The organism is Marinobacter sp. LV10R510-11A (genome assembly GCF_900215155.1).
Classification (GTDB): Bacteria; Pseudomonadota; Gammaproteobacteria; order Pseudomonadales; family Oleiphilaceae; genus Marinobacter.
The window spans coordinates 1307204-1324455 of record NZ_LT907980.1 but is presented as its reverse complement, the minus strand read 5'-3'; the positions used below and the strand labels follow the sequence as shown (position 1 = coordinate 1324455).

At 54.9% G+C, this 17252-nt stretch carries 18 protein-coding genes and 3 pseudogenes; 12 read left to right on the top strand and 9 right to left on the bottom strand.

All coding sequences use genetic code 11. The features are described 5' to 3' along the window. The first annotated feature begins 61 nt into the window (after window positions 1–61). The 5 genes and pseudogenes from CPH80_RS06335 to CPH80_RS22925 all read left to right on the top strand — a co-directional run bounded on the left by CPH80_RS06335 (window position 62) and on the right by CPH80_RS22925 (window position 5135). The gene (locus tag CPH80_RS06335; protein ID WP_096276195.1) at window positions 62–1525 is read left to right on the top strand and encodes a glutamate synthase subunit beta; all 1464 of its coding nucleotides are present in this window, start codon (window positions 62–64) and stop codon (window positions 1523–1525) included. Window positions 1526–1663: 138 nt separating this feature from the next. Beyond that, window positions 1664–3625 (top strand): aconitate hydratase, encoded by a 1962-nt coding sequence (locus CPH80_RS06330; RefSeq protein WP_096276193.1) that lies wholly within the window; start codon window positions 1664–1666, stop codon window positions 3623–3625. 16 nt (window positions 3626–3641) lie between these two features. Further along, a complete protein-coding gene (locus CPH80_RS21590; protein WP_157746862.1) occupies window positions 3642–3812 on the top strand; it encodes a hypothetical protein in 171 nt (56 codons plus the stop codon). A gap of 70 nt (window positions 3813–3882) precedes the next feature. Next, window positions 3883–4784, top strand: a pseudogene (locus CPH80_RS22330) (IS30 family transposase); the annotation flags it as partial. Continuing rightward, complete coding sequence (locus tag CPH80_RS22925; protein ID WP_264754835.1) at window positions 4785–5135, top strand: VOC family protein; 351 nt, start codon at window positions 4785–4787, stop codon at window positions 5133–5135. 35 nt (window positions 5136–5170) lie between these two features. Here the strand turns inward: CPH80_RS22925 and CPH80_RS06320 are convergent, their stop codons facing one another. Then, window positions 5171–5869 (bottom strand): haloacid dehalogenase type II, encoded by a 699-nt coding sequence (locus CPH80_RS06320; protein ID WP_096276191.1) that lies wholly within the window; start codon window positions 5867–5869, stop codon window positions 5171–5173. 160 nt (window positions 5870–6029) lie between these two features. Between CPH80_RS06320 and CPH80_RS06315 the strand changes: the two genes are divergently transcribed. Further along, on the top strand, window positions 6030–6524 hold the full coding sequence (locus tag CPH80_RS06315; protein ID WP_096276189.1) for a TetR family transcriptional regulator: 495 nt from the start codon (window positions 6030–6032) through the stop codon (window positions 6522–6524). Between the two features lie 67 nt (window positions 6525–6591). On the opposite strand, the gene yghU is transcribed toward CPH80_RS06315, so the two are convergent. Further along, complete coding sequence (yghU, locus tag CPH80_RS06310; RefSeq protein WP_096276187.1) at window positions 6592–7467, bottom strand: glutathione-dependent disulfide-bond oxidoreductase; 876 nt, start codon at window positions 7465–7467, stop codon at window positions 6592–6594. 90 nt (window positions 7468–7557) lie between these two features. Further along, window positions 7558–8112 carry a carboxymuconolactone decarboxylase family protein gene (locus CPH80_RS06305; protein WP_096276185.1) on the bottom strand — a complete coding sequence of 185 codons (555 nt, stop codon included), beginning with the start codon at window positions 8110–8112 and terminating at the stop codon, window positions 7558–7560. 317 nt (window positions 8113–8429) lie between these two features. Here CPH80_RS06305 and CPH80_RS06300 point away from each other — a divergent pair. Beyond that, window positions 8430–8912, top strand: a pseudogene (locus CPH80_RS06300) (chromate transporter); the annotation flags it as partial. A gap of 56 nt (window positions 8913–8968) precedes the next feature. Here the strand turns inward: CPH80_RS06300 and CPH80_RS06295 are convergent. Both CPH80_RS06295 and CPH80_RS06290 read right to left on the bottom strand, forming a co-directional pair. Further along, a complete protein-coding gene (locus tag CPH80_RS06295) occupies window positions 8969–9568 on the bottom strand; it encodes a DUF938 domain-containing protein (RefSeq protein WP_096276183.1) in 600 nt (199 codons plus the stop codon). 46 nt (window positions 9569–9614) lie between these two features. Then, a complete protein-coding gene (locus tag CPH80_RS06290; RefSeq protein WP_096276181.1) occupies window positions 9615–10562 on the bottom strand; it encodes an AEC family transporter in 948 nt (315 codons plus the stop codon). A 100-nt stretch (window positions 10563–10662) separates the two neighbouring features. Here CPH80_RS06290 and CPH80_RS06285 point away from each other — a divergent pair, with 100 nt between their 5' ends. Next, the gene (locus CPH80_RS06285; protein ID WP_227520383.1) at window positions 10663–11097 is read left to right on the top strand and encodes a DUF1330 domain-containing protein; all 435 of its coding nucleotides are present in this window, start codon (window positions 10663–10665) and stop codon (window positions 11095–11097) included. Between the two features lie 9 nt (window positions 11098–11106). On the opposite strand, the gene CPH80_RS06280 is transcribed toward CPH80_RS06285, so the two are convergent. Beyond that, window positions 11107–11457 (bottom strand): branched-chain amino acid transporter permease, encoded by a 351-nt coding sequence (locus tag CPH80_RS06280; protein WP_096276179.1) that lies wholly within the window; start codon window positions 11455–11457, stop codon window positions 11107–11109. Further along, window positions 11450–12154: an AzlC family ABC transporter permease gene (locus tag CPH80_RS06275; RefSeq protein WP_096281445.1), complete on the bottom strand. Its 705-nt coding sequence runs from the start codon at window positions 12152–12154 to the stop codon at window positions 11450–11452. Before CPH80_RS06275 ends, CPH80_RS06280 begins: the two co-directional genes overlap by 8 nt. Before the next feature lie 119 nt (window positions 12155–12273). On the opposite strand from CPH80_RS06275, the gene CPH80_RS06270 reads away from it, so the two are divergent. The 4 genes and pseudogenes from CPH80_RS06270 to pgsA all read left to right on the top strand — a co-directional run bounded on the left by CPH80_RS06270 (window position 12274) and on the right by pgsA (window position 15688). Next, window positions 12274–12525, top strand: a complete 252-nt coding sequence (locus CPH80_RS06270) for a hypothetical protein (protein ID WP_096276177.1) — start codon at window positions 12274–12276, stop codon at window positions 12523–12525. Between the two features lie 99 nt (window positions 12526–12624). Beyond that, window positions 12625–13284, top strand: coding sequence for a UvrY/SirA/GacA family response regulator transcription factor (gene uvrY / locus CPH80_RS06265; protein ID WP_096276175.1), 660 nt, complete (start codon window positions 12625–12627; stop codon window positions 13282–13284). Beyond that, window positions 13268–15129 (top strand): annotated as a pseudogene (uvrC, locus tag CPH80_RS06260) (excinuclease ABC subunit UvrC). The gene uvrY and the pseudogene uvrC overlap by 17 nt, the downstream one beginning before the upstream one ends. Window positions 15130–15136: 7 nt before the next feature. Beyond that, window positions 15137–15688 (top strand): CDP-diacylglycerol--glycerol-3-phosphate 3-phosphatidyltransferase, encoded by a 552-nt coding sequence (gene pgsA, locus CPH80_RS06255; protein WP_096276173.1) that lies wholly within the window; start codon window positions 15137–15139, stop codon window positions 15686–15688. Here pgsA and CPH80_RS06250 read toward each other — a convergent pair. Together CPH80_RS06250 and CPH80_RS06245 are read right to left on the bottom strand one after the other, a co-directional pair. Then, entirely contained in the window at window positions 15685–16311 is a 627-nt protein-coding gene (locus CPH80_RS06250) for an ABC-type transport auxiliary lipoprotein family protein (RefSeq protein ID WP_096276171.1), read from the bottom strand. The genes pgsA and CPH80_RS06250 overlap by 4 nt on opposite strands. After that, a complete protein-coding gene (locus tag CPH80_RS06245; RefSeq protein ID WP_096276169.1) occupies window positions 16308–17246 on the bottom strand; it encodes an MlaD family protein in 939 nt (312 codons plus the stop codon). The genes CPH80_RS06250 and CPH80_RS06245 overlap by 4 nt, the downstream gene beginning before the upstream one ends. Between the last annotated feature and the right edge of the window lie 6 nt (window positions 17247–17252).

The window sequence follows — 17252 nt, the reverse complement described above, 5'->3', positions numbered from 1 at the left end:
GGGTGATTCGACCCCGAACCCTCTCCCTGGCAGGGAGAGTTAGATAAGACAGAGGTAGGCAATGGGTAAAACAACCGGCTTTATGGAATTTCAGCGTCAGAAAGAATCGTATTTACCGGCCGATTCACGCGTCAAGAACTATAAAGAGTTCATCCTGCCGTTGAAAGATGTACAAGCGAAAACAGAGGGTGCGCGCTGTATGGATTGCGGCACCCCGTTTTGCATGACCGGTTGCCCGGTTAACAACATCATCCCCGACTGGAACCAGCTGGTTTATAGCGGCAATTATCGCGAAGCGTTAGAGACACTGCATTCGACGAACAACTTCCCCGAATTCACTGGCCGCATCTGCCCCGCACCGTGCGAATCTGCCTGTGTGCTTGCCATCAACAACGATGCGGTTGGCATCAAATCAATTGAGCATTTCATCATCGATAAGGGCTGGAAAAACGGTTGGGTTATGCCGCAACCAGCAGCCTTCAAAACGGGTAAAAAAATTGCCGTGGTTGGATCCGGCCCTGCTGGTCTGGCCGCAGCCCAGCAACTCGCGCGTGTCGGTCACGATGTGACTGTGTTCGAAAAAAACGATCGGATTGGCGGTTTGCTGCGTTACGGAATTCCGGGCTTCAAGATGGAAAAGTCGCATATCGACCGCCGCATCGAGCAGATGCAAGCCGAAGGCGTGCACTTCCGTACCAGTGTGTTGATCGGCGAAGATTTTCCGTCAAACATCATCAACTGGACTAAAGAAACCATCTCGCCTAAGCAACTCGATCAAGAATTCGATGCGATCATCCTTGCTGGCGGTGCTGAGTTGCCGCGCGACCTGCCGGTGCCTGGCCGTGAGCTGAAAGGCGTCCATTTTGCGATGGAATTCCTGCCGCAGCAAAACCAGGTGGATGCAGGTGACAAGCTCAACAACCAGATCATGGCTAACGGTAAGCACGTCGTCGTTATCGGAGGTGGCGATACCGGATCAGACTGCGTAGGCACATGCAACCGCCATAGCACAGCCAGCTTGGCGCAATTTGAGCTGATGCCGCAACCGCCGGAACAAGAGGATAAGCCGTTGGTATGGCCGTACTGGCCGATCAAGTTGCGTACCTCCTCGTCACAAGAAGAGGGTTGCGACCGGGATTGGGCGGTTGCGACCAAGCGTTTCGAAGGGAAGGGCGGCAAGGTCGAGAAGCTGATTGCAGTCCGCGTCGAATGGATAGACGGCAAGATGCAGGAGGTGCCAAATTCCGAATTCGAAATGAAAGCGGATTTGGTATTGCTGGCGATGGGTTTTGTGTCGCCAGTGACGCAAGTGCTGGAAGCGTTCGCTGTCGAAAAAGATACGCGCGGCAACGTCAGAGCAACCACCGATGGCGAGGGTTGCTACCAGACTTCGGTCGACAAAGTATTTGCCGCGGGGGACATGCGGCGCGGCCAGTCTCTGGTGGTATGGGCAATCCGTGAGGGTCGTCAGGCCGCGCGTGCGGCGGATGAGTTTTTGATGGGTGTCTCTGATTTGCCACGCTGAAAATTGGATTGTTACAAAATTTCTAGCTAAAAGCGACTACTCTACAAGGACTATTAGTAGCGCCGCAGTATTGGGCGCAGGAGATGCAATGTTAACTTTATGTAATCCCGTAATCTTATCAATGTTGGGAGAAGAATCATGAGTATGAACGTCACGCAGAAGTTGATTCAGTCGCATCTGATGGACGGCGACATGACGCCCGGCGAGGAGATCGGGATCCGGATTGACCAGACACTGACCCAGGACGCCACCGGCACGCTGGTGATGCTGGAGCTGGAGGCGATGGGCCTGGACCGGGTAAAGACTGAGGTGAGCGTCCAGTACGTTGACCACAACATCATCCAGGAGGACTTCAAAAACCCCGACGATCATCTTTTTCTGCGCAGCGCCTGCCAGCGCTTCGGCGTGTGGTACTCGCGACCTGGTAACGGGGTGAGTCATCCGTGCCACCAGGAAAATTTCGGCAAGCCGGGCAAGACGCTGCTCGGCTCTGACAGTCACACCCCGGCCGCCGGCGCCATTGGCATGCTGGGCATCGGCGCTGGTGGGCTGGAAGTGGCTCTGGCAATGGCGGGCGAACCGTTCTTCACACGTATGCCGCTGATCTGGGGCGTGAAGCTCACCGGCAGCTTGCCGGACTGGGTGAGCGCCAAGGACGTGATCCTGGAGATGTTGCGCCGCCACGGCGTCGACGGCGGTGTGGGCCGGATCGTCGAGTACTACGGGCCGGGGCTGGCCACGCTGAGCGCGATGGATCGGCACGTGATCGCCAACATGGGCGCCGAGCTTGGCGCGACCACCACCGTTTTCCCTTCCGATCTGGAGGTGCGCCGTTTCCTGCGCGCTTGGCAGCGAGAAGAGGATTGGGTCGAGCTGGCCGCGGATACAGATGCGACCTACGATGTTCATGAAGAGATTGATTTGTCCAGCCTGGTGCCGCTGATCGCCATGCCGTCCAGCCCCGGGAACGTGCGCCCGGTCAGCGAGGTCGCTGGTGAGCCGATCTACCAGACCTACATCGGCTCGTCGGCCAATCCCGGCTACCGCGACTTCGCCGTTTCCGCGCTGATGGTGCAGGGTCGCAAAGTGAACGACCGCGTGTCGTTCGACATCAACCCCACGTCCCGAGCGCAGCTCGAAACCTTGGTGCGCGACGGGCACGTAGCCCACTTGCTGCACGCCGGCGCGCGGCTGCACCAGGCTGGCTGCAACGGCTGCATCGGCATGGGTCAAGCGCCGGCCACAAACGAGATCTCTCTGCGCACGGTGCCGCGCAACTTTCCTGGCCGTTCAGGCACCCGCGAGGACAAGGTGTGTCTGGTCAGCCCGGAGACCGCCACGGCGTCCGCGCTCACCGGCGTGATCACCGACCCGCGCACACTGGGCATCCCCTATCCACGCATCGCGGACCCGGACCACCCGATTATCAACCGCGCGATGTTCATGTCGCCGTTACCGCTTGAGGAGGCGCAGCAATTGGACCTGGTGAAGGGTCCGAACATCGCTTCGCTGCCGAACTTCGAGCCGCTGCCTGATGAGATCGAAGTGTCGGTTCTGCTCAAGGTGGCGGACGATATTTCCACCGATGAGATCATGCCACCCGGCTTGCGGGTGCTGCCGTTTCGCAGCAACATTCCCAAGATCGCCGAGTTCTCCTTCGACCGACTTGATCCCACCTATGCCGCGCGAGCCAAGCAGCTGCCCGGTCACGTGGTAGTGGGTGGCAGCAATTATGGGCAAGGATCGAGCCGAGAGCACGCTGCACTGGGCCCTCAGTATCTAGGGCTGCGCGCGGTTCTAGCCAAGGATTTTGCGCGGATCCACGCGCAAAACCTGATCAACTTCGGTGTGCTGCCGCTTATCTTCGTCGATCATGCGGATTACGACAGCATTCAGGCCGGCGACGTGCTGCGCCTGACCAATCTGCGCCACGTGCTGACAGAGGGAGGCGAACTGGTGGTCGAAAATGTCACGCACCAGTACAAATTTCAGATGCGTCACACCATGTCGCCGCGACAAGTGCTGTTCTTGCTTCGCGGGGGGTTGATCAGCTGGATGAAAGAGCGCCTCTCCGCTTTACCCGAGTCTCGCGGTGCATGATGGGGTATGGGGCGCAATGCGCAAGTTCGGTATTGCCGATATCGAGCAGGTCGCGCTGCGCCTTGGCGGCGACGCCACCCACCGGTTTGACGATTTAGGGTCACGGCGGCGCTCAACGCTTACTCCGACTTTTAACGGTAACAGTGCCTCAGCGGCTCCGGCACTGTGCTGGTGTGCTTTCACATAGCGGCCATCAATGAAGACCCCGCGCGCTCAATAACTAAGTGCAACACCCTCTAATCGAGTACCGTGTTGCCATGGAAAAACACTATCATCACCTTAGTACCACCGACTGCGTTACGCTCATGTTCCTGAAGCGCCAGGGCCTAAGCCTTCGTGCCATTGCCAGTGAGCTGAACCGTTCACCCAGCACCCTGAGCCGGGAATTGCAGCGGCGTACGGTTGAAGGCCGACTCTATGATGCCGAAGCAGCAGGACTCGCAGCGCGTTCAGCACGTTTGCTATGCCGACCCCGGCGCAAGTTGGTCGAGGGCACTGACCTCCACGAGGTGGTCGTCGACATGCTGCGAAACAAGTGGTCTCCTCAGCAAATCAGCGGCACACCAAGCGCCGTCCCCGTGCTGGCGGGGTTGATCGTCGCCAACAAATCCCGGATCTGGTCAGCATCCACTTGCGACCGCCGGAAGTCGAAGAGCGACTGCTGCCTGGGCATTGGGAAGGCGACTTGATCAAGGGTGCCTTCAATCGCTCAGCCGTTGGCACCCTGGTAGAGCGTGTCAGTGGTCTGGTGTTCCTGGCCAAGATGGACGGAGCAACCGCCACAGCGGCCGTTCAGGGCTTCAGTGCCGCGTTGAATCGGGTACCGCTGGAGATGCGCCAGACCTTCACTTACGACCAGGGTCGCGAGCTGGTGCGCCATGCTGAGATCACCCAAAAGACCGGCACGGCGATCTACTTTGCTGACCCACACAGCCCCTGGCAACGAGCCATTAACGAGAACACCAATGGCTTGTTGCGGCAGTACATGCCGAAGGGAACCGACCTGTCGGTGTTCAGTCAGGATGAGTTGGACGCTTTTGCCTTCCAGCTCAACACACGGCCTCGGAAGCGGTTAGGCTTCAAACCACCGCTGGAAGTGTTTATGGATCTGATCATGGAACCGACCGAAATCGTTGAGGATGACAGCGCCATTGGTGAGATGTGCACCGAGGTATTTGGAGGAGGTTGGGGGAGTTTCCGTATTGCCCACCTATCGACGGGTGACCGGATTGGCGTCGAGATATTTCAATTCAAAAACCAGGTTAACCCAGAAGATAACTTTGAATACTGGAAAACCGGCATCTTCCATTTTTGCGTACAGGATCCGAACGTTGAAGAGCTGGCCGACCGCATCGTTGCCGCCGGTGGTAAGAAACGGATGGAGAAGCCGCGTTATTACTACCCGGGTGAGAAGCCTTATCGCATGATTTACATGGAAGACCCGTTTGGAAACATTGTGGAGATCTACAGCCACAGCTACGAGCTGATATACAGCGAAGGCGCATACTAAAGCAGTGTTGGTACCTTGACTGAAGCTTCAATCCGTCATAAGCCTTGTCTGCGCTTAATGATCTGGTCGGCAAGGGTCGTCAACTCCGATGCACAAAGGTCAGGGATGGGCACATTAGGTGCGGGCAGGTTAGCGTTGTAGGGGCGTGTGAGAAGCGCGCCCCGGCATCCGGTGGCCTGTGCGCCAATAGTATCCCACAAGTGACTGGCTACAAGGCACAGGTCTGAAGTCTCGACAGACAATTCCGCGGCGACCAGGCGATAAGTTTCTGGGGCAGGCTTGAATTTGCCTACGGTGCCGACACTGAAATTCCGTTCAAAAAAGCGACTTAATCCTGCTTTTTCAAGCGGGGTTGGTGAGGCGCTGCTGGCTGAGTTGGTCAGTGTCACCATCCGAAACCCGGCATCTTGAAGGCGGGTGAGGGCCGGTACAACGTCGGGATGTGCCGGCATTGAACTCATCCGTTCTTTCAGCTCCGCAACGTCTGCATCTGCAATACTCACCTGATGAATACTCGCCGTCATTCTCAGTGTTCCTACGCCAAGCTCGCCAAAGGGTGTAAAAAGGCCGGAAAGGGTCATTGTCTGGGAGTAGAGAACAAGCTGGGCGAACCATTCTCTAAGCACGCGCGGATCGCCGAAGATACGATCAAACAAAGGTTCGAGAGTAGTGATGTCGAGCAGTGTTTCGTTCACGTCGAATACGATTATCGAGGGGAAGGCTGCGTTTGGCATGGGGCATCCTCTTGCGGTTTCAGCGGCACAGGTGCATGTCGGAATGGTAGTTCAATTCAGGGACTGTAGCTGGACTTGAGTGATTGCTCAATATAAAATTGAGCAATCACTCAGATTCTATTGCTGTGTTGTATTGCGGCACCGATAACTGGAAATGACCATGGCTCGTGCAATGATTCATAATCGGCAGGATTCTCTGGAGCGTTATGCCAGCCTGGGGCTGGCTAATATCGAGCGTACCTTGAGCTCCCACGACTCACCGCTGGCAGGATTGGCAGCCTATTTACGGGGGTTGGGTGGGCTTTGTGATCAGGAATTGCCAAGTCGTGCCTGCATGCTGGTAAAAAGTTTGCTGGAGCTGGGTGAGCGAGAACATGTCGCTCGGCGCAAGGCTGAAGATTTGCTGGCCGGTATGGAAAAGCGCTTCGTAGATCGTTTCTCCGACGCACAAAAGATGGGTAAGCTGGATAGCAGGCTTGATCCGGTTCGGCTCGGCCGTCGGTTACAGGCAGAGTTGATGGGGTTGCGAGCTTTTGCTCAGCGTGATGTGGGCAGCTCGGCCGTGCACGCCCTGGCAGAAGATATGGCGCTGTCACTGGAAGCACTGCGTATCGATGGTGTTACAGATACAGATACAGATGCAGATACGCACTGATATTCTGTGCGTATCTGCTTGCTCTCATTGCTTTAGTGAAGAGGGTGGGCTGTTTAAAGCTGCGGGGTCAGGCAGTTGATTCCGGCGTCAGTTTATCTTGCGTTCTCAGGTTGAAATCCGAGGCGTCGTGACGTTCGTGCAGTTGCTCTGAAAGCTCGCCCCTGGTGCGATTCACTATGCGGCCACGCTGAACAGCCGGGCGTTCAAAGATCTCTTTTGCCCAGCGGCGCAGGTTCTTGTAGCTCTCTACCTGTAGAAACTCGCCTGCATCGTAGGCCTCGCCCAGCACAAGATTGCCGTACCAAGGCCAGGTGGCGATATCCGCAATGGAGTATTCGTCTCCTCCCAAATAACGATGTTCAGCAAACTCCCTGTCCAGTACGTCCAATTGGCGTTTGACTTCCATGGTGAAGCGATTGATCGGGTATTCAAACTTTTCAGGTGCGTAAGCATAGAAGTGCCCGAAGCCACCTCCCAAGTAGGGAGCGGATCCTTGCAGCCAAAAAAGCCAGTTCATTACTTCAGTGCGTGCCGCAGCTTCTTTGGGGAGAAAACGCCCGAATTTCTCTGCCAGATAGAGGAGAATCGCACCACTTTCAAAGACTCGGCTGCCGTTTTCTGTATCAAGCAGTGCCGGGATTTTCGAGTTTGGATTAATGTCGACGAAGCCAGAGGAGAACTGATCGCCTTCGCCAATCCGGATCAGGTGCGCATCGTATTCTGCGCCATTTTCACCTGCGGCAAGTAATTCTTCGGCCATGATGGTCACTTTCTGGCCGTTGGGTGTGCCAATTGAATATATCTGCAAGGGATGTTTTCCGCGCGGCAATGGGGCTTCATGTGTGGGTCCTGCGACGGGGCGGTTAATGCTGGCCCATTCACCGCCATTTTCTGCGTCCCAAGTCCAGACGCTTGGTGGTTGGTACTGATTGGTGTCCGACATAACCCTGATCTCCTATACGTTTTCGTACTCAAAGCCGGAAAGCTACTTCAATTCGGTTTTTCAGCAAACCGGCCTTTGAACTTTTACTGATTAGCCAGCCTTATGCCACTCATACTTCTGCATAGGCTTGTCGATTGGCGTGTTTGCGAGATGGTTGGTGTAGTTGCTCATGATCTTCTGCGCGGTACCAAGAATGACTTCAAGAATCTGGCGCTTGGTAAAACCTGCGGTCAGGAAAGCTTCTACGGCGGCGTCGTCAACGTTGCCCCGGCCGCGCACGATAGCGAGCGTGAAGTCACGGAGAGCTTCCAGGCGTTCCGTCGGGAGGGGTGTTTCATTGCGCAGCGCCTCTGTGATGGCGTCATCAACTTTCATGTTCTTGGCGATGCCGGTATGGGCGGGCACGCAGTAGTGGCAAGCATGCTCAACATTGATAGTTTGCCATACCACGGTGGTTTCTTCGTCATCGAAGCTGCTATCGAGAAATAGCTGGTGAAGCCTCTGATAAGCTTCAAGCAGCCCCGGCGCTTCGGCCATAACCGCGTGCAAGCTTGGGATCATGCCGAAGGCCTTGACGGATTTGTCGAGCAAATCCTGGCTTTCTTGTGGAGCGCTTTCTTTATTGTGAAGGGTAAAGTTGGTCATAGGGTGACTCCTGAAAGTGGGTCGAAATTGCTTTAAATCGGTTTAGCAGGAGCTACCGTAACGATATTTGAGTGATCGTTCAAGATATATTTGAGCGATCGCTCAGGTATCGAGACAGGATTTTGGAAGAGGCTATTGCTAAAATGATTCGTTCGATATGGTTGAACCCGATATCGATTTCCGTTAATGGTCTCAAGAGTGTCAGCGACATGAAGCATTGTGATCTGGTTTCGTGAGGAGCACTAAGGCAATGCACTCCGGTGGCCGTATCAAGGAAGTCTTCAGCGCCTTTCTACTATTGGGCCTGACCTCCTTCGGCGGCCTTCACCCTGCCTTCGGCGATCGCGCTGATGCTGTTCGCCTTAGGTGCTGCCGTGCTTGATGGCCCGATCAGTCAGGGCGCCATCCACGGACTCAAAGTAACGGCTGTGGCTATCGGCGCCCACGCTGTGTGGGCTATGGCACTGTGCCGGGCCCATACTGAGACTGAAGTGCACGAGCTGCCTATGCGCGTCTCCATCCGCGCCGGCCACTTGGCGAGCCTGACCTTCGCTGCCTTGTTAGCTGGCCTGCCGCTTCTGGCCTGGGTCAGCCCCTCCGAGACTTTGGCGGTAATGGATGCCTTTTATCGCGCTGGCGCCCTGGTATTCGGTGGTGGACATGTAGTGCTGCCGCTGCTGGAGGCGGAAGTGGTGCAATCAGGCTGGGTCGGTGCGAACGAGTTCCTGGCAGGTTATGGCGCCGCTCAGGCAGTGCCGGGGCCGCTGTTCACCTTTGCCTCCTATCTGGGGGTAGCGATGACGCCGCCGTTAAAAATAGTGAGCTTTCACAGGCCCCGAGGTCGGGATAACCTTGCTTAACGTTTTCTCCAGACCAGCAACCGATTATTCGCCGGCATCTCAAAGTCCGATTCCAGAATGAGCCCGTTATCACTGCTGAGTTTTTTCAGATCGGCCATATCCCGAATCCCCATTGCTGGGTTCCGTTGCCTCAACGATGCATCAAACTGCTGGTTGCTGCCACTGGTGAATTTTCCACTGTAATTGAATGGCCCATATAAACAGAAGGCTTCGCCTTGGTGGAGATTGGCAGCGACGCCCTTGAACATGGCCTTAACTTCCGGCCAAGACATGATGTGGGCCGTGTTGGCGGAGAAAGCGCCGGTAACCGGCGGCAATTGCCAGTCGCTGATGCTGACGTCTAGGGCTAATGGTTTGTTGATGTTTGGCAGGCGTGCCTCCGCTAACCATGGCTCGCACAACTGGTAGTTGCTGGGGTGGTCGCTTGGCTGCCACGTGATGTGTGGCAGGAAACTGGCAAAATGAATCGCGTGTTGTCCGGTGCCAGTGCCTATTTCCAGAACGGTGCCGGGGGCGCTGAATACTGCAGCGAGTTTTTCGAGAATGACCTGTTTGTTATTCGCGCAGGCTTGAGAAAATGGTTTACCTTCAGTCATTGGGCCCCTTGATTTATTGATAAATTCTCGAAGTTAATGGCGAAATTCAGATTAGCCCTGCACCTTTTAGGATAAATACTCCCAAGGTAATAGTGACACTCGCCATAAGCGTGGTTATTGCGATTATATTTGCCGCTAGGCGGTCATTGCCACCGAGCGCTTTGGCCATCACAAAACTGGCAGCGGCGGTTGGGCTTGCGAAGAACAGGAACAATAGGCCGAGTTCCGGGCCGGTGAAGCCCACGGCCCAGGCTGCGGCGGTGCACAGTGTAGGCAGTATCACCATTTTCATCAGCGCGGCGCTGAAGGCCGTTGAACTGTCAGTGCGCAGAGCCCGGAACGAAACCGTTGCGCCAATGCATAACAATGCTAAGGGCAGTGTGAGGGAAGCAAAATAATCACCGCTGGTCAGTATCCATTCCGGTAGCTGAAGATTCAGCCAAGCCACAGGAATAGCTGCAAACACTGAAAGTATCAGGGGGTTGCGCAGGATATCCTGAAGTATGCGGCGCCACTCGGGAGATCGCCCTGGCTGGTAAGCTGCGAGCACAATCACCGAAAGAGCGTTGTAAGAAAGAATAACTACCCCTAGCAGAATACTGCCCGCCGAAAGCCCGAAATCTCCGTAAAGGTTTGCTGCCAATGCCAGCCCCACAATGCCGCAGTTGCCCCGGAAGGCTCCTTGAACGTACACGCCCCGATCTTCATGATCCACACGCCAGCGCGCCCACAACCAGGCCAAAATGAAGCTGGCCAACGTGGCAAAAAAATAGAAAATCAGTAGTCGAGGGTTCAGGGAGGTGCTGAGGTCGGCTTTTATAATGCTGAGAAAAACCAAGGTGGGCAGTGTTGCCTTGAAAACCAGAGCGGAAGCGGTATGCACGAATGCATCGTCAATCCAGCCAACTCTTCGCAGGCCCAGCCCGATAAACACCATGACAAAAACCGGGAGCGTGGTTTCTAGTGTTTGTTGGAAAAGGCTAAAAAGATCCATTCAAGATGGCCAATTGGCAGAGGAGTGAAGCCTCCATAATAGATCTGACTGAAAGGTAATGAAATCCCTTGCCGTAAGCTATGATGGGTGAGCTATAGTAATGCGCAACTTACCAGAATATGAGGCCAGCATGAATGCCGTAAACCCCACGCTGGAGCAGCTAGAGCAGGTTTTGGCCGACACCCCAAAAGACCAGCCGGTGGTGATGCTTAACCTGCTAAGGTTCCGGGACAAGGCAAGCTACGCCGATGAGTCTCGCGAGTTGAGCGGGCGTGAAGCCTACCAGCTTTATATGCGGGAAGCGGCTGCTAGCGTTAGCGCAGTGGGCGCCGAAGTTATTTGGTCTGGCCGAAGTATTGGGTCACTCATTGCGCCGCCAGATGAATCATGGGATCAAGCTCTGCTTGTACGCTATCCGTCAATCGACGCGTTTATGGCAATGATTCAGAGCTCTGAGTACAAAGGTGTCGTGAAACACCGCACGGCTGCACTGAGCGACTCAAGACTGGTTGCTAATGTGGAAGCGCAAGGCTGAAGGCAAAGCTCAGCCCAAAAAACCTGATTCCAGCACGCCGGTCTGGCGTATGAGCATATAAGTCGCTGTACCTGCAGCGATAGAGAGTAAAGCATTGCGCCGCCAAAGGTGAACGATCACCACAAGCGCACCCGCCAGAATGGCATCAAGCCCCGGTACTGTTGCTGACCAATCCCCAGAACGCTGCAAGAATACCGTTGCCAGCAAAGCCATAACGGCTGCAGGCAGGTAACGCCCTAAGTGTTTGATGAGAGGGTGCTCGGTATGACGCTCAAAAAACAGAAACGGAATAATTCTTGTGGCAAAGGTCGCGATTGCCGCAATGGCGATGAATGCAGCAAGGTAGGTTGTTTCAGACATGGTTGCCGCTCTCCGACTTGGTCTTGGCTCGCAGATTCCGGTATTGCAACAAAAGCACGGCGGTTACGATGGCGATGGCGCCGATCAGCTGATGAGCCGGTGGCAGTAATATCATGGCGAAACCCGCAGCGGCAGCGCCCGCCCACACAGGAAATGCGTCTCCTAGGGCTTTAAGTTGTTCGATTGTTAGCACGATAAACAAGGCCACAAGCGCAAACTCAATGCCTGTGCTGTCGAATGCCACATTACGACCCAGTAGTGCTCCCAGAGCACAGCCAACCACCCAGTAAACCTGGTTGAACGCTGTGATCCGGAAATCCACGTCCAGCTCATGAATTGTGTCCTTAGAGCGGGGTCGGCTGGTGAGCAGTGAGTAAGTCTCGTCGGTCAGCCCGAAAATCAAGTAAAGCTTGCGCCAGCCTGCGCCCCGGAATTGCCCGAGCAAGGACAGGCCGTAGAAAAGATGGCGTGCGTTGAGTACGAACATGGCAATGAACACTTCCAGTAAGCCCGCGCTTACTGCGAGTAGGCTAACCGCCAGAATCTGGCCGGCACCGGCATAGATCACCACGCCCATAAGCGGAGCAGCCCACCACGCATAGTCCAACTGAGTCGTGAACAGAACCCCGAAAGCCATGCCGAGTGGGAGGTAACCGAACAAAATCGGAAGTGTGAGACGAAAAACCAAGGAGTTCATTAGCATCCAAACGTTCTTGAAACGAGAGATAGTAGAGAATTGTTCGCGGTTTTGAAAGCGGGAAAGGGTTCTCCTTCGAAGGCATAATCCTTAAGATGGCGTTCTTCACAGGAGATTGTATGAGCGACGAAACTGGGCACCAGCCACAACCTGATCCTCGGGAGGAAAAGTTCCTTGTAGACAAGGAACTGCTGTCAGAAGATCAACTGAATGGTTTGGCAGAAGAGTACTGCACCCGCTATCACGGGCTCAATGATACCGAAAACCCTCTCGCCGAGTTGAGCGGTGTATTGATGGCCATTAGCCGGGGCAATTTGGTTGTCTGGTTTGATCCGGTAGAGAACACGGCCGGGCTGGGCGTGCCGAAATGATCAGTTAACCTCTCAGGGTATTTCGGTTTGCACCTACCCGGGGGCGTTAGTAAACGGTACAATTGCGCTGATTTCTGAAAGCGCTGTGCGAGGTGGATTTTGATCAGGGTATTGGTTGTAGATGACCATGAGCTGGTTCGTTCCGGGATAACCCGGATGCTCGCGGATGATCCAGATATTGATGTTATCGGTCAGTCTTCGTCTGGTGAAGACGCTATAGAGTTTGTGCGTAAGAGCCGCCCGGATATCGTATTAATGGATATCCGGATGCCAGGTATTGGTGGTCTGGAAGCTACGCGGCGAATCCTAAGAATAGACGACACGATCCGTGTGATCGTAGTAACCGCGTGCGCCGACGATCCTTATCCCGCTCGGGTCATGCAAAGCGGAGCCACCGCCTACATCACCAAAGGCGCGGATATCCGGGAAATGGTTCGTGCTATTCGTATGGCCCACTCGGGCCAGCGATACATCAGCCCTGAAATTGCCCAGAAAATGGCACTGAAACAGTTGGGTGGCGACAAAGATGAAGACGGCGACTTATCGCTATTTGATCGGCTGTCTGAGCGCGAAATGCAGATAGCCATGATGGTGGTGGACTGCCAGAAGGTACAGAACATTTCCGATAAGCTCTGCCTCAGTCCAAAAACCGTGAACAGCTACCGTTACCGAATCTTTGAAAAGTTGGAAATCTCCAGCGATGTTGAGTTGGCTCTGATGGCAGTGCGGTTTGGGTTACTTGATGCCCACAAGGTCTGATGCTACAAGCGAAAGCAGCGGGGAGTTCGACAGTAAACACTTCCTGAAACAGCTGACGGAGCGGCCCGGCGTCTATCGGATGTACGACGACGCCGGCTCGGTGCTGTATGTAGGTAAGGCCGGCAATCTCAAAAAACGGGTCAGCAGCTATTTTCGCAAGACTGGCCTGACGCCTAAAACTGAAGCTCTGGTCGCAAAGATAGTCTCCATTGAGGTAACCATTACCAACAGTGAGACAGAAGCGCTGCTGCTTGAGCAAAACCTGATCAAGTCTCTGCGCCCGCCCTACAACATCCTGCTTCGGGATGATAAATCTTACCCTTATATCTATGTGTCATCCCACAGCGATTATCCGTCGCTGACCTTTAGGCGTGGGCGCGCCAAAAAAGGTGGAGGAACCTGGTTTGGGCCGTTTCCGAGCTCCGGTGCTGTGAAAGAAAGTCTTAATGTGTTGCAGAAGGTGTTCCGCATAAGGTCTTGTAGCGAAAGCTATTTCAGCAATAGATCAAGACCCTGCCTGCAGTATCAGATTAACCGCTGTACAGCACCCTGTGTGGGGTATATTTCGCCCGAGGACTACCAACAGGATATCCGTCACGCCAGCCTTTTTCTCGAAGGCAAAAACCCGGTCATCATTCGTAATTTGATGGATTCCATGGAAGAGGCCGCCAAAAACCTCGAATTTGAAAAAGCAGCCGGTTACCGCGATCAGATCAATCATTTGCGCCATGTGCAGGAGCAGCAATCGGTAGACGGTGAGGGCGGTGACGCCGATGTGGTTGCCATCGCGCAGGATGCCGGTGTGGTGTGCGTTGTGGTCATTATCGTGCGCGGGGGCAGGGTTTTAGGAACCAAAGACTACTTCCCTCGCTATTCCCTTGAGCAGTCGGAGGGCGAGTTGCTCAGTGCCTTTCTCGGCCAGTATTATTTTGGCGGCAACACCCGCCGCGAGATTCCGCAGGATGTGCTGGTACCGGTTGAAGTTGAAGGGCAGGCGCTTCTTGCTCAGGCGCTTTCCGATGCAGCTGGCCGTGAGACCCGCATACGTGGAAATGTGCGGGGAGAGCGCCGGCGCTGGCTGGAACTGGCTATGACTAATGCCCGGCAAACCCTGCTTACCCACCTCGCCAGCAAGGAAACCGTTTATCGGCGCTTGCTAGCGCTGCGGGACATGCTGGAGCTTGCGGAGACGCCGTCACGGATGGAGTGTTTCGACGTTAGTCACAGCCATGGTGAAAATACCGTCGCTTCCTGTGTCGTTTTCGATGAGAATGGGCCCCTGAAAAGTGACTACCGGCTATATAATATCGAAGGTGTTAAAGCCGGAGATGATTACGGTGCCATGCGCCAAGTACTGACCCGCCGTTACCGCCGCATGGTTGCAGGCGAGGGTAAGCGCCCCGATCTTGTGTTCATAGATGGTGGTAAGGGGCAGTTGAACATTGCCCGGGAAGTGTTTGATGAACTTGGGGTTTCAGATATCCCCTGATTGGCGTGGCCAAGGGTGCAGCCCGGCGCGTGGGCATGGAGCAGTTGATTGATGCCATGACCGGCGACGTATTCCGTGCGCCTGCTGAGTCGCCGGCATTGCACCTGATTCAGCACATACGGGATGAGTCGCACCGCTTCGCTATTACCGGGCACCGCGCAGGACGCGACAAGAAGCGTCGCCAGTCGACCCTGGAAGGCATTGAAGGGGTTGGCCCCAAACGGCGCCGGGAGCTAATCCGGTATTTTGGTGGCATACAGGAACTACGCAAAGCCAGTGTTGATGAAATGACCAAGGTTCAAGGCATCAGTAAATCACTGGCTGAAAACATATACGCAGCACTGCACGACGAGTGATTACAGTATGAATTTACCCAACCTGCTCACACTCTCCCGCATCATCATGATTCCGGTTTTTGTGGTGGTTTTTTATCTCCCGGTGCAGTGGAGTTATATGGCGAGTGCGGCAATTTTCGGCATAGCGGCCGCGACGGACTGGCTAGACGGCTATCTCGCCCGAAAGCTTGACCAGAGCACGCCATTCGGCGCTTTTCTCGACCCGGTTGCCGACAAGTTGATGGTGGCGGTCGCGCTGGCGCTGCTCATTCAAGAGTATTCCGCACTTCTGCTTACCATACCTGCAACGGTGATTATCGGTCGGGAAATTGTGATATCCGCATTGCGGGAATGGATGGCAGAAATAGGCAGCCGTGCCAGCGTTGCCGTTTCATACATCGGCAAGATTAAAACCACGGCGCAGATGGCATCCATTGTGGGCCTGCTGGCATTTCCTCCGGGCCAGCTTCTTTCAGAGGTTGCCGTGGGTCTGTTGTATATCGCTGCGGTTTTAACGCTCTGGTCTATGGGGCTTTACATCAAAGCGGCTTGGCCGGATTTGTTCCCCGAAGAGGACTAATTCGGGGGTGTCTCACATGCCCTTGCCCAGTCGATAACCTCTTCTGCAAGCCTTTCTCCGGCACTGCCGAAAGCCTGCACAATTGAATCTATGCTCTTGTCTCCTGCCGGCATAGACACGATGAAGTTGTCGGAGCAAAGTGTTTCCCGTGAGCGGTTATCGATCAGCTGTCCATAGATAGCAATTGTCACCCGGGTACTGTCGCCTTGGCTGACAGTGTGGAAGGCTGTAATTTCAGTAGCCAGGTTCAGGTCGGTATTGCCTGGCCCAGTATCCATGATGACGTCTCGAAAGCTTGCCGTTGCCCTGAATACGCCCACCAGCATATCGCGCAGGATAACGGGCACTGTATCTCGCCACCGAACGCCCCCATAGACTCTGAACTCCCATGGCACCGGCTTTGCTAAAATTCTTGTGCTGTTAAAGGGCTCGGACGCAAAAGGTGTATCAACCCGAAGGCTCTGGGGCAGGCTGGTTACACTCTTTTGCAGGCCCTGCGGTACCGGAAAATCCATCACCCTGGGTGCTTCCGGTGACGGAAACACCGTGCACGCTGTCATAACCCCAGAAACGACCAGCGCGGTGCCCACAGTCTTGAACGTTTTTATAGCATTATTAATCACTGGGATACCTCCTTGATGCTAGGGCCGCCCCAGATGGTTCCCGTGGGGTCTTCTTCCAGCCGGCGGGTGAACTGGTTAAGGTTTCTGAGCGTGTTACGCAGTTCTCTTAGGGCCGGTGCTAGCTCACCCATACCTTGAAGCCCGGAATCTAGGGCGCCTTCGTTATCCCGGGTAAGCTGATCAAGTCGTGCACCGATTTGTTGAACCGTTTTCATGGCTGCGCTCATGCTGGTCAGTACCGACTTGCCTTCGTTTTGTAACAGAGCATTGGCGTTATCCGAGACGGTGGAAACCTTAATTGCCGCTTCTGCGGCGCGCTTGCTTGCGTCGTCCATGCGCTCAAGCAGGGCCACGAGCTTGTCGCGGTTGTCTAGCAAGGAATCGCTGGCATCCTTGGCGTTGCGCAGAATAGCTGTCAGGTTTTCGGTGTTTTCCTCTGAGAGAACCCTATTCGCGCTGGTGAGCAACGTTTCTGCCTTGGTTAGTAGTGCTTCACCGTTGGTCAGGAGGCTGTTAAATGCCGAAGGCTCAGCAGTAATCTGCGTGGGATGCTCTCTGCTGCCCTCCAGCACGGGGCTATCTGTGCTGCCACCGCTGAATTGAACGCTCATACTGCCGGTAATGTTAGCCAGCACCAGCCCGGCGCGGGTGTTCTCCCGAACGGGAACACTCTGCTCCACGCGCACCAAAACCCGAACGTGGCCCGGATTGTCTTCGCCCAGCTTTAGCTCTAGCACATCGCCTACTTCAATGCCGCTGTATAGAACCGGGTTGCCCTTAGATAAGCCGCTTACCGCGTGATCAAAAACGATTTCATAATAGACCCACTCGCGATCAGCGGATGACTTGGCTAGCCACAACGCGAAAAACAGTGCTGCCACAACCGCAATCAGCGTAAACAGCCCGATGATCACGTGATGTGCTTTTGGTTCCATAGTCTC